This is a genomic window from Polaromonas hydrogenivorans, assembly GCF_040105105.1.
GTDB classification, from domain to species: Bacteria; Pseudomonadota; Gammaproteobacteria; order Burkholderiales; family Burkholderiaceae_C; genus Polaromonas; species Polaromonas hydrogenivorans.
This window is the reverse complement of the sequence record NZ_CP157675.1, coordinates 860,646-882,191: the sequence shown is the minus strand read 5'-3', so window position 1 is coordinate 882,191 and position 21,546 is coordinate 860,646. Positions and strand designations below refer to the sequence as shown.

At 63.7% G+C, this 21,546-nt stretch carries 17 protein-coding genes and 1 tRNA gene; 17 read left to right on the top strand and 1 reads right to left on the bottom strand.

All coding sequences use genetic code 11. The features are described from left to right. The first annotated feature begins 29 nt into the window (after window positions 1–29). The 11 genes from ABLV49_RS04260 to mdoH all read left to right on the top strand — a co-directional run bounded on the left by ABLV49_RS04260 (window position 30) and on the right by mdoH (window position 11,756). On the top strand, window positions 30–818 hold the full coding sequence (locus ABLV49_RS04260) for an enoyl-CoA hydratase (RefSeq protein ID WP_349280344.1): 789 nt from the start codon (window positions 30–32) through the stop codon (window positions 816–818). Between the two features lie 38 nt (window positions 819–856). After that, window positions 857–933, top strand: a tRNA-Met gene (locus ABLV49_RS04255). A gap of 197 nt (window positions 934–1,130) precedes the next feature. Further along, window positions 1,131–1,748 (top strand): PAQR family membrane homeostasis protein TrhA, encoded by a 618-nt coding sequence (gene trhA, locus ABLV49_RS04250; RefSeq protein ID WP_011802738.1) that lies wholly within the window; start codon window positions 1,131–1,133, stop codon window positions 1,746–1,748. Window positions 1,749–1,842: 94 nt separating this feature from the next. Continuing rightward, window positions 1,843–2,454, top strand: coding sequence for a UbiX family flavin prenyltransferase (locus tag ABLV49_RS04245; protein WP_349280343.1), 612 nt, complete (start codon window positions 1,843–1,845; stop codon window positions 2,452–2,454). Between the two features lie 116 nt (window positions 2,455–2,570). After that, a complete protein-coding gene (locus ABLV49_RS04240) occupies window positions 2,571–3,008 on the top strand; it encodes a hypothetical protein (RefSeq protein WP_349280342.1) in 438 nt (145 codons plus the stop codon). Between the two features lie 107 nt (window positions 3,009–3,115). Further along, window positions 3,116–4,459: a tRNA (N6-isopentenyl adenosine(37)-C2)-methylthiotransferase MiaB gene (miaB, locus tag ABLV49_RS04235; protein WP_349280341.1), complete on the top strand. Its 1,344-nt coding sequence runs from the start codon at window positions 3,116–3,118 to the stop codon at window positions 4,457–4,459. A 31-nt stretch (window positions 4,460–4,490) separates the two neighbouring features. Then, window positions 4,491–5,912: a sensor histidine kinase gene (locus ABLV49_RS04230; protein ID WP_349280340.1), complete on the top strand. Its 1,422-nt coding sequence runs from the start codon at window positions 4,491–4,493 to the stop codon at window positions 5,910–5,912. Beyond that, window positions 5,896–6,609, top strand: coding sequence for a hypothetical protein (locus ABLV49_RS04225; RefSeq protein ID WP_349280339.1), 714 nt, complete (start codon window positions 5,896–5,898; stop codon window positions 6,607–6,609). Before ABLV49_RS04230 ends, ABLV49_RS04225 begins: the two co-directional genes overlap by 17 nt. Then, complete coding sequence (locus ABLV49_RS04220) at window positions 6,606–7,994, top strand: sigma 54-interacting transcriptional regulator (RefSeq protein ID WP_349280338.1); 1,389 nt, start codon at window positions 6,606–6,608, stop codon at window positions 7,992–7,994. The genes ABLV49_RS04225 and ABLV49_RS04220 overlap by 4 nt, the downstream gene beginning before the upstream one ends. A 202-nt stretch (window positions 7,995–8,196) precedes the next feature. Beyond that, window positions 8,197–9,789, top strand: coding sequence for a glucan biosynthesis protein G (locus ABLV49_RS04215; RefSeq protein ID WP_349280337.1), 1,593 nt, complete (start codon window positions 8,197–8,199; stop codon window positions 9,787–9,789). Beyond that, on the top strand, window positions 9,765–11,756 hold the full coding sequence (gene mdoH / locus ABLV49_RS04210; protein WP_349280336.1) for a glucans biosynthesis glucosyltransferase MdoH: 1,992 nt from the start codon (window positions 9,765–9,767) through the stop codon (window positions 11,754–11,756). The genes ABLV49_RS04215 and mdoH overlap by 25 nt, the downstream gene beginning before the upstream one ends. A 110-nt stretch (window positions 11,757–11,866) precedes the next feature. Here the strand turns inward: mdoH and ffh are convergent, their stop codons facing one another. Next, window positions 11,867–13,225 (bottom strand): signal recognition particle protein, encoded by a 1,359-nt coding sequence (ffh, locus tag ABLV49_RS04205; RefSeq protein ID WP_011802747.1) that lies wholly within the window; start codon window positions 13,223–13,225, stop codon window positions 11,867–11,869. 76 nt (window positions 13,226–13,301) lie between these two features. Here ffh and ABLV49_RS04200 point away from each other — a divergent pair, with 76 nt between their 5' ends. The 6 genes from ABLV49_RS04200 (at window position 13,302) to ABLV49_RS04175 (ending at window position 21,394) form a co-directional block, all read left to right on the top strand. Further along, window positions 13,302–14,102 carry a cytochrome C assembly family protein gene (locus tag ABLV49_RS04200; protein ID WP_349280335.1) on the top strand — a complete coding sequence of 267 codons (801 nt, stop codon included), beginning with the start codon at window positions 13,302–13,304 and terminating at the stop codon, window positions 14,100–14,102. After that, the gene (locus ABLV49_RS04195; protein WP_349280334.1) at window positions 14,099–14,344 is read left to right on the top strand and encodes a PP0621 family protein; all 246 of its coding nucleotides are present in this window, start codon (window positions 14,099–14,101) and stop codon (window positions 14,342–14,344) included. Before ABLV49_RS04200 ends, ABLV49_RS04195 begins: the two co-directional genes overlap by 4 nt. Further along, on the top strand, window positions 14,341–16,059 hold the full coding sequence (locus ABLV49_RS04190; RefSeq protein WP_349280333.1) for a sensor histidine kinase: 1,719 nt from the start codon (window positions 14,341–14,343) through the stop codon (window positions 16,057–16,059). Before ABLV49_RS04195 ends, ABLV49_RS04190 begins: the two co-directional genes overlap by 4 nt. Window positions 16,060–16,065: 6 nt before the next feature. Continuing rightward, a complete protein-coding gene (locus ABLV49_RS04185) occupies window positions 16,066–17,493 on the top strand; it encodes a sigma-54-dependent transcriptional regulator (RefSeq protein ID WP_349280332.1) in 1,428 nt (475 codons plus the stop codon). Beyond that, window positions 17,480–18,082 carry a 1,6-anhydro-N-acetylmuramyl-L-alanine amidase AmpD gene (gene ampD / locus ABLV49_RS04180; RefSeq protein ID WP_349280331.1) on the top strand — a complete coding sequence of 201 codons (603 nt, stop codon included), beginning with the start codon at window positions 17,480–17,482 and terminating at the stop codon, window positions 18,080–18,082. Before ABLV49_RS04185 ends, ampD begins: the two co-directional genes overlap by 14 nt. 408 nt (window positions 18,083–18,490) lie before the next feature. After that, the gene (locus tag ABLV49_RS04175; RefSeq protein ID WP_349280330.1) at window positions 18,491–21,394 is read left to right on the top strand and encodes a ribonucleoside-diphosphate reductase subunit alpha; all 2,904 of its coding nucleotides are present in this window, start codon (window positions 18,491–18,493) and stop codon (window positions 21,392–21,394) included. Window positions 21,395–21,546 lie beyond the last annotated feature (152 nt).

The window sequence follows — 21,546 nt, the reverse complement described above, 5'->3', positions numbered from 1 at the left end:
ATGATTCAGCCTTCTACAAGGACCGAACCATGACCTATGAAACGATTGTGACCCGTACCGAAGGCCCGGATTCGCGCCAGGTGGGCATCGTGACCCTGAACCGGCCCAAGCAGCTCAATGCGCTCAACAACGAGTTGATGGACGAGCTGGGCAGCGCGCTGAAAGCCTTTGACGCCGACGACAGCATCGGCTGCATCATCCTGACCGGCAGCGAAAAAGCCTTTGCCGCCGGCGCCGACATTGGCGCCATGGCGCAGTACAGCTTTGCCGACGTGTACAACAACGACTACATCACCCGCAACTGGGAGCAGATCCGCGGCATCCGCAAGCCGGTGATTGCCGCCGTCAGCGGTTTTGCGCTGGGCGGCGGCTGCGAGCTGGCGATGATGTGCGACTTCATCATCGCCGCCGACAACGCCAGGTTCGGCCAGCCCGAGATCAAGCTGGGCATCATTCCGGGCGCAGGCGGAACGCAGCGCCTGCCGCGCGCGGTCGGCAAGGCCAAGGCCATGGACCTGGCGCTGACCGGCCGCATGATGGATGCCGTCGAGGCCGAGCGCGCCGGCCTGGTCAGCCGCGTGGTGCCGCTGGATAAATTGATGGACGAAGCCCTGGGCGCGGCGCTGATGATCTGCAGCTACGGCCAGCCCAGCGTGTTCGCCGCCAAGGAAGCGGTGAACCGCGCCTTTGAAAGCGGCCTGAGCGATGGCGTGATGTTCGAGCGGCGCCTGTTCCACGCCCTGTTCGCCACCGAGGACCAGAAGGAAGGCATGGACGCCTTCGTCAACAAACGCAAGCCCGAGTTCAAGAATCGCTGAAAAAACGCCTGAAAAATTGGCTATAATTTCGCTCTTGAGGTGATATAGCTCAGTTGGTTAGAGCGCAGCATTCATAATGCTGATGTCGGTGGTTCAAATCCACCTATCACCACCAGATTTTTAAAAGCCCCGCAAGTCCATGACTTGCGGGGCTTTTTGCTTGTTTGAGGGCTCAGGCGTGGCAGGCAAACGCTGCCCTGGACAATTTTCATCGCTTCGCGCAGCATGGCGCGGCCATTGAAAGCAACAGGCGCTATGCTGATGGCGAAAATGATGCTCCACTTCACCCATAACTCACCTGCCTGAACACCCATGTACCACGGCGAGCGCTTCAACAGCATCAGCCACCTGATTGGCGCGGCGCTGGCGCTGGCCGGCTCTGCGGTGCTGATCGTGCTGGCAGCCCGCCTGGGCGACCCCTGGAAAATCGTCAGCTTCAGCATCTACGGCGCCATGCTGGTGACGCTTTATGTGTTTTCGACGCTCTACCACAGCGTGCGCGGCCCGGCCAAGAACGTGCTGCGCAAATTCGACCACTGCTCGATTTACCTCTTGATTGCCGGCACCTACACGCCGTTTGCGCTGGTGTCGCTGCGCGGTATCTGGGGCTGGTGGATTTTTGGCGTGATCTGGGGGCTGGCAGTGGTCGGCATCGTGCAGGAAGTCTGGCTGGCCAAAGGCGCGCGCGTCGCCTCGCTGATCATTTATATACTCATGGGATGGCTTGCCATGGTGGCGGTGCTGCCGCTGTGGCATGCTCTGACACCTGCAGGCTTTGCCTGGCTGGCGGCGGGCGGTGCCTGTTACACGCTGGGCATTGCTTTTTATGCCACCGACCATAAAGTTCGCCACGGCCATGGCCTGTGGCACCTGTTTGTGCTTGGCGGCAGCATCTGCCATTTCTTCACCGTGCTGCTTTATGTGGCCTGACTACCCGGACCGAAATGACTGCAACAACTTCTTTTGAACTGCCTCGACCCGTAGGCGCACTGCCGTCCCACCTGGCGCCCGGCGCCACCGCCCCATGAGCGCCGCTTTCAACCCATCGCCTGCCCCGCGCCGCATCATTGTTGCCATCTCGGGCGCCAGCGGTGCCGTGTACGGCGCACGCCTGTTGCAGGTGCTGCGCGAGACACCGGGCATCGAGTCGCACCTGGTGGTGTCAAGCGACGGATGGCGCAATATCGAGCATGAGCTGGGCATGGACCGCGACTTCGTCGAAGACCTGGCCGATCAGGTGCATGACGCCGACGACGTGGGAGCCAGCATTGCCAGCGGCTCCTTTGCCTGCAGCGGCATGGTGATTGCGCCCTGCTGCATGCATACGCTGGCAGCGGTGGCGCACGGCCTGAGCGACAACCTGCTGACGCGCGCGGCCGATGTCATGCTCAAGGAGCGCCGCCGCCTGGTGCTGCTGGTGCGCGAATCGCCGCTGCACCTGACGCACCTGCGCAACATGCTCAGCGTGACCGAGATGGGCGGCATCATCTGCCCGCCCGTGCCCGCGTTCTACCTGCATCCGCAGACCATCGGCGACATCGTCAACGACAGCGTGGCCCGCGCGCTCGACCTGCTCGATGTCCCGCACAATCTGTCGCCACGCTGGCAAGATGCCGAGTTTGCCGAGGCGGCCTGATTGAGTTGACGGCATGTTCCGGTTTCGGCGCCAGGCAAGCGCCACCCCAGGGCCGCGCGCAAAAACCCGGCCTGAGATAATGAGCGGTTTTCATCAACAGCCTCTGGACACACACCATGAACCGCTGCACACCGCAACGCCTCAGCCTCGTCTTCGTTCTGGCCGCATCGGCCATGCTGGCCACCCTGCCCGCCGGCGCGCAGACCAGCACCGAATTCAAACCCGCCATCAGGTCATTTCCGGCTGCCGCCCTGCGCGGCGAGATGGTCGTGACCGCACCGCCGGCCATCACGCTGGATGGCAAGGCCGACCGGCTCACGCCGGGCTCGCGCATTCACGGCCCCGACAACCTGCTGCTCATGTCGGGCGCGCTGGTCAACCAGAAACTGGTGGTCAACTACCTGCGCGAAGGCGCCGGCAGTGTGCATGAGGTCTGGATCCTCAACAGCGAGGAAATCAAGCTGAAACGGCCCAACAGCAAGGCCTCGTGGTTCAGCTTTGGCAGCAGCACGGACGCGCCAGGCACCATCACGGCGACCACCAACGCGCAATGACGCGCGGCCGCGCGCCGGCCAGCCGTCATTTCTCCAAATTTATCAATCAAACAAGCCTTTTGCGCACTGTACACGGGCGCAAGCAGCTATCAATTCAGTAGCTAATCATGTCTAAAAAAGTCTTTATCAAAACCTTCGGCTGCCAGATGAACGAGTACGACTCGGACAAGATGAGCGACGTGCTGCATGCCGCCGAGGGCTACGAGAACACGCAAAACATCGACGAAGCCGACCTGATCTTGTTCAACACCTGCTCGGTGCGCGAAAAGGCGCAGGAAAAGGTCTTCAGCGACCTGGGCCGCGTCAAGCATTTGAAGGCCAAAGGCGTGCTGATCGGCGTCGGCGGCTGCGTCGCCAGCCAGGAAGGCGAGGCCATCATCCAGCGCGCGCCGTATGTCGATGTGGTCTTCGGCCCGCAGACGCTGCACCGCCTGCCGCAGTTGCTGGCCAGCCGCGCCCGGCTGGGCAAGCCGCAGGTCGATATCAGCTTTCCCGAGATCGAGAAGTTCGACCACCTGCCGCCGGCGCGGGTCGAGGGCGCGAGCGCTTTCGTCAGCATCATGGAAGGCTGCTCCAAGTACTGTAGCTACTGCGTCGTGCCCTACACGCGCGGCGAGGAAGTCTCGCGGCCGTTCGAGGACGTGCTGGTCGAGGTCGCTGGCCTGGCCGACCAGGGCGTGAAGGAAGTCACGCTGCTGGGCCAGAACGTCAACGCCTACCGGGGCGCGATGGGCGGCACGGCGGAGATTGCCGACTTCGCGACGCTGCTCGACTATGTCTCCGAGATTCCGGGCATAGAGCGCATCCGCTACGTCACCAGCCATCCGAACGAATTCACCCAGCGCCTGATCGATGCCTACGCCACATTGCCCAAGCTGGTCAACCACCTGCACCTGCCGGTGCAGCACGGCTCGGACCGCATTTTGATGGCGATGAAGCGCGGCTACACGGCCATGGAATACAAGAGCACGATCCGCAAGCTGCGCGCCATCCGGCCCGACCTGGCGATGAGCAGCGACTTCATCGTCGGCTTTCCGGGCGAGACCGAGGACGATTTTGAAAAGCTGATGAGGCTGGTGAACGATGTCGGCTACGACACCTCGTTCAGCTTCATCTTCAGCCCGCGCCCCGGCACGCCGGCCGCCAACCTGCCAGATGACACGCCGCACGAGGTCAAGCTCAAGCGCCTGCAGCGCCTGCAGGCCACGCTCGACGACAGCGTGCGCGCCATCAGCGCCAGCCGGCTCGGCACCCGCCAGCGCATCCTGGTCGAAGGCACGGCGCGCAAGGACGCGAGTGAGCTGATGGGCCGCACCGAGTGCAACCGCGTCGTCATTTTGAAAGGCCAGCCGCGCCTGATCGGCCAGATGGTCGATGTGCGCATTACCGAAGCCAGCCAGCGCTCGCTGCGCGGCGAAGTCCTGACGCAGGACGACACGCTTGCGGCCTGAGCCCGCCGCCTGGCGCCCAACTCACAAGCCCATGCTGCAGCGGTTTTCGTTCCGGCAGCTGCTGGTGATCGCCTTCCTGCTGATTGCCGTGCTGCTGGGCGCCGCGTCGCTGCGCGCGCTGTTCGCGCTGCAGAACCTGACCGTGCAAAGCCGCGACAACGCGGCGCGCGCGCTCGACCTGAGCGGCGCGGCGCAGTCGCTGCGCGAGCGCAGCCTGTCGATGGAGCGCAGCTCGCGGCAGTCGGTGGTGCTCGATGACCGCGTGCTGCGGCAACGCTTCCGGGACGAAGCCCGCGACGCGACCACCATCCTCACCCGCCTGGCCCGCGAAGACATTCCCGCCGCGAAGGAGCGGCCGTGGCGCGCGCACCTGGACACCATGCTGGACCTGCTGACCGGCCCGCTGGACACCGCGCTGGAGCGCGAACACCAGCTGACGCAGGAATTTCGCGAACTCGAAGGCATCAATACCGCGATTGCCATGCAAGTGCAGCAAACCATCCAGCAGCGCAACCAGTCGCTGCAGCAAAAGCTCGAAACCAGCCGCCAGCACCTGGCGCAGCAGGTGACCTGGGCCATCGTGCTGACCGTTTTCATGGCGCTGGTCTTCGGCGTGTGGTTCACCCGGCCCCTGAAGCGGCTGGAAAACGCCATCATCGGCCTGGGTGAAAACCGGCTCGACCAGGTGATTGCCATCCACGGCCCGGCCGACCTGGCGCTGGTCGGCGAGCGGCTGAACTGGCTGCGGCTGCGCCTTAGCGAACTCGACGCCGACAAGTCGCGATTTTTGCGCCACATCTCGCATGAACTCAAAACCCCGCTGGCCTCGCTGCGCGAAGGCGTGTCGCTGCTCGAAGACGGCGTGGCCGGCCCGCTGAGCCACGACCAGCGCGAAATCGCCCAGATCCTCAAGCACAACACCGGCGTGCTGCAAAGCCAGATCGAGGATCTGCTGCGCTTCAACACGGCGGCTTTCGAGGCGCGCCAGTTGCACCGGCAGACGATTGACCTGCTGCAGCTGATCGAAGACCAGGTGGATGCGCAGCGCCTGCAGTGGCGCGCCCGGGAGCTGACGGTCAACATCAGCGGCGAGCCGCTCAAGATGGAAGTGGACCCGGAAAAAATCGGCACCGCGCTGGCCAATCTGCTGTCCAACGCCATCCGCTACTCGCCGCTCAAAGCTACCATTGAACTGGCGCTGAGCCAGCAGCCCGGCCTGGTCCATATCGACATCCGGGACCAGGGCGTCGGGGTTGCACCGGCCGACCGGGAACGAATCTTCGAGCCTTTTTACCGGGGCGAGCGCCAGCCCAGGGATGGCGTTCGCGGCAGCGGCATTGGCCTGTCCATCGTGCATGAATACATTGCCGCGCACGGCGGACGCATAGAACTGTTGCCGCAAGAAACGGGCAGCCATTTCAGAATAGAGTTTCCCCATGTTTATAAAAGCTGATTTTTTTGCGCGCTGCGGCCGGATCGGCCTGATGGCTTCAGGCATCACCCTGGCGGCGGCCTTGCTGGGGGCCTGCACGCTGGTCCAGGCCCCCAGCAGCGCCAAGCCGTCAACGCCCGAAAAACCAGCCCTGCCCGCACCCGCTGCCAGCAGCAGCGCCGCAGCCGCCGCCAGCAACGCCACGCCGTCCTCCGCGCCTTCGGCCGGCACGGCGCCCGCCTCCGACAACACCCCTGTCACCCGGGTACTGGCCTATGCGGACCGGGTCCGCAGCCTGTCCAGCGCCGAGCTGAACCAGGAAGTGGCGCGGCTGGGCAATGCCTACATCCCCGCCAACCAGCTGCAGCTGGCGCTGGCGCTGGCCCAGTTGCGCCAGACGCCGGAGCTGATACGGGCGCAAGAACTGCTGACCCGCCTGCTCGCCAACACCGATGCCGAAGCGCAGGCCCTGCACCCGCTGGCCCGCCTGCTCGCCGCGCGCTATGGCGAACAGCGCCGGCTTGAAGACCAGCTGGACAAACAGAACCAGCAAACGCGCGAGGTCCAGCGCCGGCTGGACCAGACCAATGAAAGGCTGGAGGCGCTCAAGGCGATTGAACGCAGCCTGACCAGCCGCTCGCCTTCACCTGCTTCACCCGCGTCTGCGGCCGCTTCGGCGCCCGCCAGCCGCAACCGCACGCCGGTGCCCGCGCCATGAGCGAAGCCCCCAAGCCGGCAGCGCCCAGCCTGCTGGTCGTCGATGACGACGCCGACATGCTGCGCCTGCTGACCATGCGGCTCACGGCGGCGGGCTACCGCGTCACGGCCGTCACCTCGGCCGAAGCCGCGCTGACCGAACTGCAGCTCAAGCGGCCCCAGCTGGTGCTGAGCGATGTGCGCCTGCCCGGCAAGGACGGGCTGGCGCTGTTCGACGACATCCGCGCCCGCCACCCTTCGCTGCCGGTGATCCTGCTGACCGCGCACGGCACCATTCCCGATGCGGTCGAGGCCACCGAGCGCGGCGTCTTCACCTACCTGACCAAGCCGTTCGACGGCAAGGCGCTACTCGACAAGATTGCCGAAGCACTGTTGCTGAGTGCGCCAGTCAACCCGGCCCGGCAGGGCAGCCCTGAAGCCTGGCAAACCCGCATCATCAGCCGCTCCAGCCGCATGGCCGAGGTGCTGGCCGAAGCGCGCATGGTGGCCAACTCCGACGCCAGCGTGCTGCTGCGCGGCGAAAGCGGCACCGGCAAGGAACTGCTGGCCCAGGCGATTCACCAGGCCAGCGCGCGCGCCGCCAAGCCCTTCATCGCGGTGAACTGCGGCGCCATTCCGGAGGCCCTGCTCGAATCGGAACTGTTCGGCCATGTCAAGGGCGCCTTCACCGACGCGGTCAGCAACCACAAGGGGCTGTTCCAGGCCGCTGACGGCGGCACGCTGCTGCTGGATGAGATCGGCGACATGCCGCCCGCGCTGCAGGTCAAGCTGCTGCGCGTGCTGCAGGAGCATGAGGTCCGGCCGGTGGGCGCCAGCCAGTCGATTGCTGTCGATGTGCGCATCATCTCGGCCACGCACCGCGACCTGGACGCGGCCATGGCGGCCGGGGACTTCCGCGCCGACCTCTACTACCGGCTCAATGTTGTGACCCTGACGCTGCCGCCGCTGTCCGAGCGCCGCGAGGACATTCCCCTGCTGGCCAACCATTTCCTGGTCACGCTGGCGGCCAAGTACGACAAGCGCCTGAGCAGCTTTGCCCCCGAAGCGCTCAAGGCGCTGACCACGGCCGCGTGGCCGGGCAATGTGCGCCAGCTCTACAACGTGGTCGAGCAGGTCTGCGCCCTCTCGACCACGCCGCTGGTGCCGCTGGCGCTGGTGCAGCGCGCGCTGCGCTCGCCCAGCATCCAGGTGCTGACCTTTGCCGAGGCCAAGCAGCGTTTCGAGCGCGATTACCTGGTCGGCCTCTTGAAGCTGACCGACGGCAACGTCGCCGACGCCGCGCGCCTGGCCGACCGCAACCGCACCGAGTTTTACCGCCTGATGCAAAAGCACGGCCTCACCCCGGGCCACTTCAAGGCCGACAGCACACAGCCTTCCGCAGATTGAGTCGCTTTCTGGCGACAAGCTAAGTCATTGATTTCAAAGGATTTTTAAAAATAGACAGGAATGTTGTCGCTGGCTGGCGACAAAACCCGGGGTTTTTGCCCGTTTTACGGCCATTTTTGCCGTAAAAAATCACGCTTAGCTTCCAAACCGTTGATTTAAAAAGGTTTTTTCAAGCTGGCACAGGGTTTGCCCTAGTGATGGCATGCAAGCTTTTTTTTATCGTTTCAAACCTGCCGGCGGGCTGCCCTCGCGGGCATCTTGGGCGTCTTTTTCCGCCCTGGCCTGCGCAGCCGTGCTGGCACTCGGCAGCGGCCAGGCCCTGGCCTGGAATCTGGAGGATGTCGCCAAACTCGCCAGCCAGCGCGCCAAAACCCCTTTCAAGGAAGCTTCACACGCGGTGCCAGCCGAGCTGGCCAAGATGGAATACGACGACTACCGCGACATCCGGTTCAAGCCGGACAGCACGCTGTGGCGCGCCGACAAGCTGGCCTACGAAGCCAACTTTTTTCACGTCGGCCGGCATGGCGACTCGGTTCGCGTCAATGAAATCACGGCGGCGGGCGTCAAGCGCGTGCCGTATGACCCGGCCAAGTTCAACTTCGGCAAAAACAATCTGTCGCCCAAGAGCTGGGGTGACCTGGGCTACGGCGGCGTGCGCTTCTTCAGCAACCTCAATTCACCGACCTACAAGGACGAGCTGATCGTGTTTTCGGGCGCCAGCTACTTCCGCGCGCTGGGCTCCGGACAGCTTTACGGCCTGTCGGCGCGCGGCCTGGCAGTGGACACGGCAGGCCCCAAGGAAGAGTTTCCGCGCTTCACCGACTACTGGCTGGAAAAGCCCGCCACCGAGGGCGCACCGCTGACTGTTTATGCGCTGATGGATTCGGAGCGCATGACCGGCGCCTACCGCTTTGACGTCAAGCCGGGCGAGCAGACCGTGACCGAAGTGCATGCGCGCATCTTCATGCGGCCAAGCGACAAGCCCGTGACCACGCTCGGCCTGGCGCCGCTGACCAGCATGTTTTTCTTTGGCGAGAACCAGCCGCGTCCCGGCGACTTCCGGCCCGAGGTGCATGACTCGGACGGCCTGATGGTCGCCACCGGCGACGGTGAATGGCTCTGGCGCCCGCTGCAAAACCCGGCATCGCCGCTGGTGACCTCGTTCAGCATGAAGAGCCTCAAGGGCTTTGGCCTGATGCAGCGCGACCGGGCTTTTCGCAGCTACGAAGACACCGAAGCGCGCTACGAACAGCGTCCCAGCGCCTGGGTGACGCCGCTGAACGACTTTGGCGCCGGCCGCGTCGAGCTGCTGCAATTTGCCACGCCCGACGAAACCCACGACAACGTGGCCGCTTACTGGGTGCCCGAAAAAATGCCGGCAGTCGGCCAGCCGCTCGACCTGGCCTACCAGATCGCCTGGCAGGGCAAAACCCAGCAGTTGCCGCCCAATGGCTGGGTGACGCAATCGCGCCGGGGCATCGGCTACAGCAAGCCCGGCGCCGACGCGCTGGGCCAGCAGGTCCAGTTTGTCATCGACTTTGCCGGTCCGGCCCTGGATGCCTTGCCTGAAGGCGCCAAGGTCGAGGCCATCACGACCGCTAGCGCCAACGCCCGCGTGGTCGAAAGCCTGGCCTACCGCAATCCGGCCACCGGCGCCTGGCGCATGACCCTGCGGGTCGAGCGGCTCAAACCGGCCAACGCCGCCGAGCCGGTCCAGCCGATTGAACTGCGTGCCTTTCTCCAACACAACAACCAAACCCTGAGCGAAACATGGACCAACCTGATCACCAACTGAATCGGCGCAGCCTGCTGCGTGAAGAACGTCACCCGAATGCCGTCACGGCGCCTCCGGTGCATCGGGGCTCGATGGCGCCGCGCCCGTGGCGGGGGTTCTGGAACAGCCTGGGAACGGCCGCACTGTGGCCGGTGGTGAAACTGAGCGGCCGGGCGTCTCCAAGGCAGGCATCGGCCCATGCCATGGAGCCGTGGCAACACGCGGCCAAGCGCCGCCGGACCGTGTTCATGCTGCTGACCCTCGTCAGCACGGTGCTGGCCACGGCGCTGTTCGCCGACATGCAGCCCGACTACGACAATGCCTTTTTGGAATACGGCCAGCTGGCCCTGTTCGCCCTGCTGTCGGCCTGGGTCGTGACCGGCTTCATGACGGCGATGATGGGTTTTTACGTCACGCTGTTCGGCGACGCGCACACGCTGTCGGCCAAGAAGGTCCAGCACCACACGCTGGACCAGTCCACGCGCACCGCCATCATCATGCCGATCTGCAATGAAGACGTGCGCACCGTGTTCGCCGGCCTGCGCGCGACCTGCGAATCGGTCGCCCTGAGCGGCCATGTGCGGGCTTTCGACGTGTTCGTGCTGTCCGACAGCAACGACCCGGCCATCATCCAGGCCGAACGCGCCGCCTGGGAAGCCCTGCGCGGCCAGCTGGCCAGCAATATCAACCAGTCCAGCGACCAGCCGCAGATCGAGGTCTATTACCGCCTGCGCAAGCGCCGCACCGACCGCAAGGCCGGCAACGTCGCCGACTTCTGCCGCCGCTGGGGCAAGGACTACCGCTATATGGTGGTGCTGGACGCCGACAGCGTGATGAGCGGCGACTGCCTGGTTTCCATGGTCAAGCTGATGGAAGCCAACCCGACCGCCGGCATCATCCAGACCGCCACCCAGGCCATCGGCCATGTGACGCTGCATGCGCGTGCGCAGCAGTTCGGCTCGCGCGTGACCGGGCGCCTGTTCACGCTGGGCATGCAGTTCTGGCAGATGGGCGAGTCGCACTACTGGGGCCACAACGCCATCATCCGCATAGCGCCCTTCATGCAGCATTGCGCGCTGGCGCACATCAAGGGCACGGGCGGCATGGCCGGCAGCATCATGTCGCACGATTTCGTCGAAGCCGCGCTGATGCGCCGCGCCGGCTACCACGTCTGGCTGGTCGCCGACCTGATCGGCAGCTACGAGCAGCAGCCGCCCGACCTGCTGGCCGAGTTGCAGCGCGACCGCCGTTGGTGCCAGGGCAACCTGCAGAACTCGCGCCTGATCGCCGAGCCCGGCATACACCCGGTGCACCGCTCGATGTTTGCCACCGGCGCCATGGCCTACCTGTCGGCGCCGCTGTGGCTGTGCTTCATGACGATGGGCACGGCGCTGTGGCTGTCGGGCTCGCCGATGGTCAGCGACTGGGCCGTGCTGCCCGGCGAGCTGGTGTCGCTCTGGGCCTGGACGCTGTGCATGCTGTTTTTGCCGCGCATCCTGGGCATTGCAGCCATTTTGCTCAATCGCCAGCAGCAGGCCTATGGCGGCACCGCCAGCCTGCTGCGCAGCGCGCTGCTGGAAACCCTGATTGCCCTGCTGCAGGCGCCCATCCGCATGCTGGCGCATTCGCTGTTTGTCGTCGTTGCGCTGACCGGCCTGAAGCTGGACTGGAAATCGCCTCCGCGCGAAGCGGCCGCCGTGCCATGGCGCCATGCGCTGGGGCAACTCGCGCCGATGAGCGGCGTGGTCGTGGCACTGGCCGCCGGCATCGCGATGATCGACGCCAGCGCGCTGGTCTGGCTGCTGCCGGTCGGCCTGCCGCTGCTGCTGTCGATTCCGATGACGGTGCTGACCAGCAAGGTCGGCGTCGGCACCGCGATGCGGGCGCAGAACTACCTGCTGATTCCCGAGGAAACCCGCTCGCCGGCCGTGCTGCGCCGCGCCTGGCTGCACGCCAGCCAGCCCAAGCCGAGGCTCAAAGCCGCCTGATCTGCAGCCAGCACTGAAACGCCGACGGGCGCAAGCGACTATCAAAAAGATAGCTGCTTGCGCCCGTAGTCATTGCGCAAACACCTGTTTTCGCTTAAAAAACCGGCACTTCAGAACTTCGGCATGCCCTTCATGCCGCCCATGCGCTTCATCATTTTCATCATGCCGCTGCCCTTCATCTTTTTCATCATGCCCTGCATCTGCTCAAATTCATTCAGCAGGCGGTTGACTTCCTGAACGTGGACGCCCGAGCCGGCGGCGATGCGGCGTTTGCGCGTCGCCTTGATGAGTTCGGGCTTGCGCCGCTCCAGCGGCGTCATGCTCAAAATGATGCCCTCCTTGCGCTTCATGTCTTTTTCGGCCTTGTCCATGTCGATGGAGCCGGCCTTGGCGGCCATTTGCGTTGGCAGCTTGTCGAGCAGGCTGGACAGGCCGCCCATGCTCTTCATCTGCTGCAGCTGGCTCAGAAAATCGTTGAGGTCAAAGCCGTCGCCGGACTTGATCTTGGCGGCGAGCTTTTGCGCCTCGGCCATGTTCACGCCCGACGCCATCTGCTCGACCAGCGCGACGATGTCGCCCATGCCCAGGATGCGGCCGGCGTGGCGCTCGGCGTCAAACACTTCCAGGCCGTCGAGCTTTTCGCTGGTGCCCGAGAACTTGATCGGCGCGCCGGTGATCTGGCGCACCGACAGCGCCGCGCCGCCGCGCGAGTCGCCGTCGGTCTTGGTCAGGATGATGCCGGTCAGCGGCAGCGCTTCCTTGAAGGCCTTGGCCGTGTTGACCGCATCCTGGCCCTGCATGGCATCGACCACGAACAGCGTCTCAATCGGCTTGAGGATGGCGTGCAGTTCCTTGATTTCATTCATCAAGGCTTCGTCAATCGCCAGCCGCCCAGCGGTATCGACCAGCAGCACGTCGAAGAAATGGCGCTTGGCGTAGTCCAGCGCGGCGCGGGCGATGTCGGCCGGCTTCTGGTCGGGCGTGCTCGGAAACCATTCGGCGCCGGCCTGTTTCGTGACGACTTTCAGCTGCTCGATGGCGGCCGGCCGGTACACGTCGCCAGAAACGGTCAGCACTTTTTTCTTGCGCTTTTCAATCAGGTGCTTGGCCAGCTTGGCCGTCGTGGTGGTCTTGCCCGCGCCCTGCAGGCCGGCCATCAGGATGACGGCGGGCGGCTGCGCGGCCAGGTTGATGTCGCTCACGCCCTCGCCCATGGTGGCGGCCAGCTCCTTGCTGACAATGCCGACCAGCGCCTGGCCCGGCGAGAGCGAGCCCATCACTTCCTGGCCCAGCGCTTTTTCCTTGACGCGGGCGATGAAGTCGCGCACCACCGGCAAGGCCACGTCGGCCTCCAGCAGCGCCATGCGCACTTCGCGCAGCATGTCCTGCACATTGGATTCGGTGATGCGGGCCTGGCCGCGCATTTCCTTGACGAGGCGGGATAACTTGTCGGTAAGGGCTGTAGCCATGAAGTGGTGTCCTGAAACGGGGCGCTGCGGGGAGCCAAAGGCCAGAAAAGACCTGGCCAGGCGCTAAACTCTAGCCATGATTTTAGCTTTCAGCGATGGATGGGGTCTTGCGGCAGCGGCAGGCGCGGCCACAGCCTATGCAGTCCTTGCACTGGCAACTCCCCGTCTGGGCGAGGGCGCGCTGCGCGGCCTGCTGCTGGCCGCCTGGGGGCTGCATGCGGCGACCCTGGTCGAGGCCCTGCTGGGCACGCCGCCGCGCTTTGGCTTTGCGCCCGCGCTGTCGATGACGGTCTGGCTGGTGCTGACCGTGTATGCGGTCGAACGCCGCCTGTTTCCGCAGCTTCAGGCGCACTGGGCGCTGGCCGGACTGGGCAGCGCCGCCGTTATTCTGGCCATGATTTTCCCGGGCACCAGCTACCACGTCATTGCATCGCCCTGGCTGCCGCTGCACTGGGCTCTGGGCATTGCCTCTTACGGCCTGTTCGCGGCGGCGGTCGTGCATGGCTGGCTGATGGTTAGGGCCGAGCGCTCCATCCGGCAGGCCGGACAAAACCATGCCGGGGTTCCCTTGCTCACGCTCGAACGCCTGACTTTCCGGTTTGTCGAGGCCGGTTTTGTGCTGCTTTCAGCCACCTTGCTGGTGGGCTGGCTGTTTGCCGAAACCCTTTACGGCCCTGGCCTGGGCTGGAAGTGGGACCACAAGATCATTTTTTCACTGCTGGCCTGGGCCACCTTCGCGGGCCTGCTGATGGGCCGTGCCAGGCTGGGCTGGCGCGGCCTGAAAGCCGTTCGCGTGCTCTACCTCGGTGCCGCGCTGCTGCTGCTGAGCTATGCCGGTTCGCGCTTTGTGCTTGAAGTCATCCTGAGGCGGGCATGAAGTACCTGCTGGTCATCGCCCTCGTCCTGCTTGTGTTCTGGCTCTGGCGCAGCAACCGGCAGGCGGGCAGAAATGCAGCCCAGCCGCGCCATTCCCCCGGCAAGGCGCCCGCAGGAAAAGAAATCACGGAGATGGTGGCTTGCGGGGTCTGCCATGTGCATCTGCCCAAGTCTGAAGCCCTGATTGGCCGCGACGGCTTTTACTGCAGCGAGGCGCATCGCCGCGAGGCCGGGGCTGAATGAAGCTGCCAGTGTTTTTCTGGCGCCATACCGTGGCAAAAACGGCCGGTGCCTGGGAATCCGAAACCTCACAGGGCTCGTTCGGGCGCCTGTGGGGGGTGTTCATGGATGCCCGCGTCGCCATCGCCGCCGTGCTAGTGATCCTGCAGGGAGCGCTGCAGGCCCTGGGCACGCCGCTGAACCACTGGACGCTGGCGGTATGCATCGCCTACCTGTGCTCGACCCTGGCAGTCCGCCTCTGGGCGCATCCGAGGCCGCCAGGCCGCACCTTTGACAGGCTGTGGATTTTGACCATTGGCGTGGATGTGATTGCGTTCTCGCTGCTTAATTTTTTTCAGGCCAGCAGCCTCAACTACACCCCGCTGTTTGCGCTGCCGGTGCTGCTGGCCTCGATACTCGGGCCGATTTTGCTGGCTTTTGGCACAGCGGCCAGCGTCACGCTGCTGCTGCTGGCCGATGCCTCCTGGACTTCAATGCATGGCGCCGGCGACCTGAATCCGCGCCTTTTGCAGGCAGCCCTGAGCGGTTCCGGATTTTTCCTGGTGGCCCTGCTGGCCAACCAGCTGGCGCTGCGGCTGGCGCGCGAAGAGAAACTCCTCAAGCAAAGCCAGTCCGTGGCCAGCATGCAGATCCAGGTCAATGAACTGGTGGTTGCCACACTGGCCGAAGGCGTGCTGGTGATGGATGCCGGCGGCATCGTGCGTTCGGCCAATCCCGCCGCCAGGCATTTGCTGGGCGCGCCCGATAGCCAGTATCCGGCGCCTTTCAGGCTGGCCGCGCAAACCGCCTGGCAACCCTTGGCCGAGTTGATGCAGCGCACCTTTTCACTGATGTCCGCGCAGGAAGGCCATATCAGCCTGGTCCATCCGGGCCTCAACACCCGAAGACTGCAGGTCCGCTCACGCCTGACGGCTCCGAAGGACGGCCTGCATGAAAGCCTGTGTGTGATGTTTATGGAAGACCTGCGCGAAATGGAAGCGCGTGTGCGCATCGAGAAACTGGCCGCCATGGGGCGCATGTCGGCTGCCGTGGCGCATGAAATCCGCAACCCGCTGGCCGCCATTTCGCAGGCCAATGCACTGCTCGAAGAAGACCTGCATGACGCCGGCCAGCGCCAGCTCTCCAGAATGATTGCGCAAAATGCCCAGCGCCTGGCCAAAATTGTCGATGAAGTGCTGAACATTTCCCGGGCGCAGCAGCAAATTCCGGCACCGCAGACCACGATCCTGCGGCTCGATGAGGCCACCCGGCGCATTGCCAACGACTGGGCCCGGCAAAACGCAGCATCCGCACAACTGCGCATCAGCACCGACACCGGCAACGCGGCAGTCTGCTTTGACGACGACCATTTGCGCCGCCTGATGGTCAACCTGCTGGACAATGCCCTGCGCTACACCAGTGGCTCGGCCCAGGCACTGGAGGTGAGCACCCACCTGGTGGCCCCGGGCCAGGCCAGGCTGGCGGTATGGAGCGATGGACAGCCGCTTGAGGAAACCGTCCAGACGCACCTGTTCGAGCCTTTTTTCTCATCCGAAAGCCGCTCCAGCGGGCTGGGGCTTTATATCTGCCGCGAACTGTGCGAGCGCTACGGCGCCCTGATCGGTTACCAGCGTGTGCTGCGCGAAGACACCCAGGGGAATGAATTTTTCATCATGTTCCGGCCGGCGTCACAGTTCCTGAGTGCCGAGCTGCCCTGCCTGGATAACGTCCTTGTCTGAAAACTCATGAATCCGCAAGCACCTGCATTACTACCTGCCCGCATCCTGATCATTGATGACGAGCCGGACCTGCGCACCCTGTACGAGCTGACCCTGCTGCGGCAAGGCTACCGGGTCGAGGCGGCCGGCGACCTGCAGCAGGCGCGCGAACACCTCAAGGCGCAGCGTTTTGATGCCGTCATCACCGACATGCGCCTGCCCGACGGGCTGGGGCTGGAACTGCTGCGCGACCTGGCGGCACAGCACCGTTCGGAGCGCTGCGTGGTCATCACGGCCCATGGCTCGGCCGAAAATGCGGTGGAGGCGCTCAAGGCAGGCGCGTTTGACTACCTGACCAAGCCGGTTGACCTCAAGCAGTTTCGAAGTGTCGTGGCCTCGGCCATACAGGAAACCACCAATCTCGGTGTGGCTCTGCCGAAGGGCGAAGCCCGCATGGCGATGGCCGGCCCTGGCAAACCGGCCGATGCCGCAACCATGCTGCAAAAGCTGGTCGGCGAATCGCCCGTGATGCGGGCCGTGAAGTCGCGCATCGTCAAGGTGGCCGGCAGCATGGCGCCGGTGCTGATACGCGGCGAGTCCGGCACCGGCAAGGAACTGGTGGCGCGCGCCGTGCATGGCTGCAGCCACCGCGCGGCCAGCCCGTTCGTGGCGGTCAACTGCAGTGCGATTCCCGAAAACCTGCTCGAAGCCGAATTCTTTGGCGCACGCAAAGGCGCTTACACCGGCTCCAGCCAGGACCGGCAGGGCTATTTTCAGGCGGCCAAGGGCGGCACGCTGTTTCTTGACGAGATTGGCGACTTGCCGCTGGCCATGCAGTCCAAGCTGCTGCGGGCCATCCAGGAGCGCACCGTGCGCTCGCTGGGCTCGCCGCAGGAAGAAACCGTCGATGTGCGCATCGTCAGCGCCACCCACAAGGACTTGGCGGCAGGCGTCGAGGCGGGTACCTTTCGCCAGGATTTGTACTACCGGCTCAATGTGATCGAGGTCGTGGTGCCGCCGCTGCGCGAGCGGCTTGACGACCTGCCGGCACTATGCAGTGCCCTGCTGGCAAGAATTTGCAATGAGTCTGGCCTGGACATGCCCGTGCTGAGCCCGGCGGTGATCGCGCAGCTGCGTTCGCTGCCCCTCAACGGCAATGTCCGCGAACTGGAGAACATCCTGCACCGTGCCGTCGCCCTGGGCGAAGACAGCCTGCTGCACCTTGATGCACCGCCCGAGGAGGTGGTGGTGGTTCCCGAAAATCTGCAAAATTTCCTGGACCAGCAGGAGCGAAGCATCCTGACCAAGGTGCTGCAGGAAACCGGCTTCAACCGCACGGCCGCAGCCACCCGGCTGGGCCTGAGCCTGCGCCAGATCCGCTACCGTATTGCGCGTCTGGGAATCACGACACCCGGCCATGACGATGCGGCCGAGACCCTTGATGACTTTGCCTGAGCCAGCCATTTCAGCGGCTTCCAGCTTGTGGCAGGAAGGCGGCTGGTATCGCCATGCGCGCGCACTGGCATCACTCAACTTCGGTCCGCGACCCGCCGGCACGCGGATTGACCTGGTCGTGATTCATTCCATCAGCCTGCCGCCCGGCGAATTTGGCAACGGCAACGTCCAGCGCCTGTTCACCAACCAGCTTGACTGGCAAGCGCATCCCTACTTCCAGGGCATCCGTGGCCTGCAGGTTTCGGCGCATTTTTTTATCACCCGCACCGGCGCGCTGTGGCAATTCGTCGGCTGCGATGACCGTGCCTGGCATGCCGGCCAGTCCGCCTACCGGGGGCGAAGTCAGTGCAACGACGACTCCATCGGCATTGAACTCGAAGGCCTTGAAGGCAGCGCCTTTGAAACGCTCCAGTACGAAACACTGGCCGGCTTGTGCGCAGCCCTCCTTCAGGCCTATCCGGTGGCGCATATTGCCGGGCATGAACACATTGCCCCCGGCCGCAAACTGGACCCGGGAAGCGGATTTGACTGGATTTTGCTGCAAAACTCCCTGGCCTTGCCGGATAGGTATTTCCCTAAAACCTCCTGAAACAACTGCCGAATCAGTTCACATCAGGCACGTCCGTCCAAGCCCCGCAAGCGTTTACAGGCCAAAACCTGCGGCAGGCCGCACCAGTGCTGGATTTTTTTTGCGCAGCCTTGTTTCATCAGGCATAAACGCCGGTTCGCAGAAAAACTGGCGGCCTGAAAGCAACCGTAACAATAATAAAAAAGCCCTCAAAACCGACAGCCGGGCAAGGCAGCGATACACTACCTGTAGTGGCTCCAGCCCCTTCAGGCACTAGCTGTAGTGCCCAAGCATCCATCAGGTTGACACGATCCGGCCACTGTAACGAAGAAAATCCAGTCATTCGAAGAACTTGTTTTCTGCAGAGTCCGAGTCTTCCCTGAGCCCACACAGCCGCTGCCTACCCACAGCTAACTACAAGAGGAAATCATGCAAACAGCACCTTATGCCGTGCCCCTTTCATCCGGCGTTCCGGCCAGCAATTCAATTCACGCCACGCCGGCATCCGGCGCGCTGGCCAACTACCAGATCATTCGCCGCAATGGCTCGGTCGTCGCGTTCGAGCCCAGCAAGATCGCCGTCGCCATGATGAAGGCTTTCCTGGCCGTGCACGGCACCCAGGGCGCAGCCTCAGCCAGCGTGCGCGAAACCGTCGATACCCTGACCCAGGCCGTCGTTCGCGCCCTGATGCGTTCACGCCCCAGTGGCGGCACCTTCCACATCGAGGATGTGCAAGACCAGGTTGAACTTGGCCTGATGCGCGGCGGTCACCACGAAATCGCCCGGGCCTACGTGCTGTACCGCGAAAAGCACAACCAGGAACGCGCCCGGCAGCTGCAGGCCCAGACGCCTGCCCTGCCGCAGCTGCATGTCATGGACGGCGGCAAACGGGTGGCGCTGGATATCCGCAACCTGCAGGCGCTGATCGAGGCCTCATGCGCCAACCTCGGCGCCGATGTCAAGCCCGACCCGATTGTTTCGGAAACCATGCGCAACCTGTACGACGGCGTGCCCATCGAAGAGGTTTACAAGGCGTCCATCCTGGCAGCCCGCACGCTGATCGAAAAAGACCCCGACTACACCTACGCCACCGCGCGCCTCTTGCTGCACACCATCCGCAAGGAAGTCCTGGGCGAGGAAATCAGCCACGAAGCCATGGCCGTCCGCTATGTCACGTATTTCCCTGAATTCATCGCCAAGGGCATCAAAAACGAGCTGCTCGACGAAAAACTCCAGCAGTTCGACCTGGCCCGCCTGGGTGCGGCGCTCAAGCCCGAGCGCGACCTGCAGTTTGACTACCTCGGCCTGCAGACGCTGTTCGACCGCTACTTCTTGCACATCCGCAAGCAGCGCATCGAGTTGCCGCAGGCGTTCTTCATGCGCGTGGCCATGGGCCTGTCGCTGAACGAAACCGACCGCGAAGCACGCGCCATCGAGTTCTACGAAATCCTGTCATCGTTCGACTTCATGTCGAGCACGCCGACGCTGTTCAATGCCGGCACCCTGCGCTCACAGCTGTCGTCCTGCTACCTGACCACCGTGGCCGATGACCTGGGCGGCATTTACGATGCCATCAAGGAAAACGCCCTGCTGTCGAAATTTGCCGGCGGCCTGGGCAACGACTGGACGCCAGTGCGCGCCATGGGCGCCCACATCAAGGGCACCAACGGCGAATCGCAGGGCGTCGTGCCCTTCCTGAAGGTGGTGAATGACACGGCTGTAGCGGTAAATCAAGGTGGAAAACGCAAGGGCGCGGTCTGTGCCTACCTCGAAACCTGGCACCTGGACATCGAGGAATTCCTGGAGCTGCGCAAGAACACCGGCGATGACCGCCGCCGCACGCACGACATGAACACGTCGAACTGGATTCCCGACCTGTTTATGCGCCGCGTCATGGAAAAAGGCAGCTGGACGCTGTTCTCGCCGTCCGACACACCCGACCTGCACGACAAGTTCGGCCAGGACTTTGAAAAGGCCTATGTGGCCTATGAAGCGCGCGCCGAGCGCGGCGAACTCAAGCCATCGCGCAAGCTGCAGGCCACCGACATGTGGCGCAAGATGCTGTCGATGCTGTTTGAAACCGGCCACCCCTGGATCACGTTCAAGGATGCCTGCAACATCCGCTCGCCGCAGCAGCATGCCGGCGTGGTGCATTCGTCTAACTTGTGCACCGAGATCACGCTGAACACCAGCGCGACCGAAACGGCCGTCTGCAACCTCGGCTCGATCAATCTGGTCCAGCATCTGAAAAACGGCGCGCTCGACCACGACAAGCTGAAGAAAACCATCACCACGGCCATGCGCATGCTGGACAACGTGATCGACATCAACTACTACGCCGTGGAAAAGGCACGCCACTCCAACATGCGGCATCGCCCGGTCGGCCTGGGGCTGATGGGCTTCCAGGACTGCCTGTACGAACTGCGCGTGCCTTACGCATCGCAGGCTGCGGTCGAATTCGCCGACACCTCGATGGAAGCGATCTGCTACCACGCTTACTGGGCCTCCACCGAACTGGCCAGGGAACGCGGCCAGTACGAAAGCTACAAGGGTTCGCTCTGGGACCAGGGCATCCTGCCACTCGACACGCTGGACATGCTGGCCAAGGAGCGCGGCGGCTATGTCGAAGTGGACCGTTCCGCGACGCTCGACTGGGACGCCCTGCGCCAGAAAATCGCCACGGACGGCATGCGCAACTCCAACTGCGTCGCGATTGCCCCGACCGCGACGATTTCCAACATCATCGGCGTCGATGCCTGCATCGAACCGTGCTTTGGCAACCTCTCGGTCAAGTCCAACCTGTCGGGCGAATTCACCGTGATCAACCACTACCTGGTACGCGATCTGAAAAAGCTCGGCCTGTGGGACGATGTGATGGTCGTTGACCTGAAGCATTTCGACGGCTCGCTGCGCCCCATCGACCGGGTTCCGAATGACATCAAGGCGCTGTATGCCACGGCATTTGAAATCGAGACCTCGTGGCTGGTCGAAGCCGGATCGCGCCGCCAGAAATGGATAGACCAGGCGCAGTCGCTGAACATCTACATGGCCGGCGCGTCGGGCAAGAAGCTCGACGAGACCTACAAGCTGGCCTGGGTACGCGGCCTGAAAACCACCTATTACCTGCGCACCCAGAGCGCCACGCACGCCGAAAAATCAACCGTTCAGGCGGGCAAGATGAACTCGGTGTCGTCCGCTCCTGCAGCGGCTATGCTGGGCATGAGCGCGATTGACAAGGCCGCCGCTGCAGCGCAGGCCCAGATGAGCGCAACGCCCGCGACCGACATCAAGTTTTGCGCGATTGACGATCCGGGTTGCGAGGCTTGCCAATAAAGAAGCAGTGAATCGCGCGATAGCCATTTTTCGCACGATTCACTGTGCGTTCAATGCAAAAAACCGAGGCATTGAGCCATAAAATTCGTAGCGGTGTGAATGAACGCTTTTCATTTTTCATCGCTGCTTTCATAATCCCGAAGTATTGGAAT

Excerpts from the sequence above, each read along its gene's own strand:
- ABLV49_RS04260 (WP_349280344.1), top strand. The coding sequence starts at position 30 with ATGACCTATGAAACGATTGTGACCCGTACCGAAGGCCCGGATTCGCGC.
- trhA (WP_011802738.1), top strand. The coding sequence starts at position 1,131 with ATGTACCACGGCGAGCGCTTCAACAGCATCAGCCACCTGATTGGCGCG.
- ABLV49_RS04245 (WP_349280343.1), top strand. The coding sequence starts at position 1,843 with ATGAGCGCCGCTTTCAACCCATCGCCTGCCCCGCGCCGCATCATTGTT.
- ABLV49_RS04240 (WP_349280342.1), top strand. The coding sequence starts at position 2,571 with ATGAACCGCTGCACACCGCAACGCCTCAGCCTCGTCTTCGTTCTGGCC.
- miaB (WP_349280341.1), top strand. The coding sequence starts at position 3,116 with ATGTCTAAAAAAGTCTTTATCAAAACCTTCGGCTGCCAGATGAACGAG.
- ABLV49_RS04230 (WP_349280340.1), top strand. The coding sequence starts at position 4,491 with ATGCTGCAGCGGTTTTCGTTCCGGCAGCTGCTGGTGATCGCCTTCCTG.
- ABLV49_RS04225 (WP_349280339.1), top strand. The coding sequence starts at position 5,896 with ATGTTTATAAAAGCTGATTTTTTTGCGCGCTGCGGCCGGATCGGCCTG.
- ABLV49_RS04220 (WP_349280338.1), top strand. The coding sequence starts at position 6,606 with ATGAGCGAAGCCCCCAAGCCGGCAGCGCCCAGCCTGCTGGTCGTCGAT.
- ABLV49_RS04215 (WP_349280337.1), top strand. The coding sequence starts at position 8,197 with ATGCAAGCTTTTTTTTATCGTTTCAAACCTGCCGGCGGGCTGCCCTCG.
- mdoH (WP_349280336.1), top strand. The coding sequence starts at position 9,765 with ATGGACCAACCTGATCACCAACTGAATCGGCGCAGCCTGCTGCGTGAA.
- ffh (WP_011802747.1), bottom strand. The coding sequence starts at position 13,225 with ATGGCTACAGCCCTTACCGACAAGTTATCCCGCCTCGTCAAGGAAATG.
- ABLV49_RS04200 (WP_349280335.1), top strand. The coding sequence starts at position 13,302 with ATGATTTTAGCTTTCAGCGATGGATGGGGTCTTGCGGCAGCGGCAGGC.
- ABLV49_RS04195 (WP_349280334.1), top strand. The coding sequence starts at position 14,099 with ATGAAGTACCTGCTGGTCATCGCCCTCGTCCTGCTTGTGTTCTGGCTC.
- ABLV49_RS04190 (WP_349280333.1), top strand. The coding sequence starts at position 14,341 with ATGAAGCTGCCAGTGTTTTTCTGGCGCCATACCGTGGCAAAAACGGCC.
- ABLV49_RS04185 (WP_349280332.1), top strand. The coding sequence starts at position 16,066 with ATGAATCCGCAAGCACCTGCATTACTACCTGCCCGCATCCTGATCATT.
- ampD (WP_349280331.1), top strand. The coding sequence starts at position 17,480 with ATGACTTTGCCTGAGCCAGCCATTTCAGCGGCTTCCAGCTTGTGGCAG.
- ABLV49_RS04175 (WP_349280330.1), top strand. The coding sequence starts at position 18,491 with ATGCAAACAGCACCTTATGCCGTGCCCCTTTCATCCGGCGTTCCGGCC.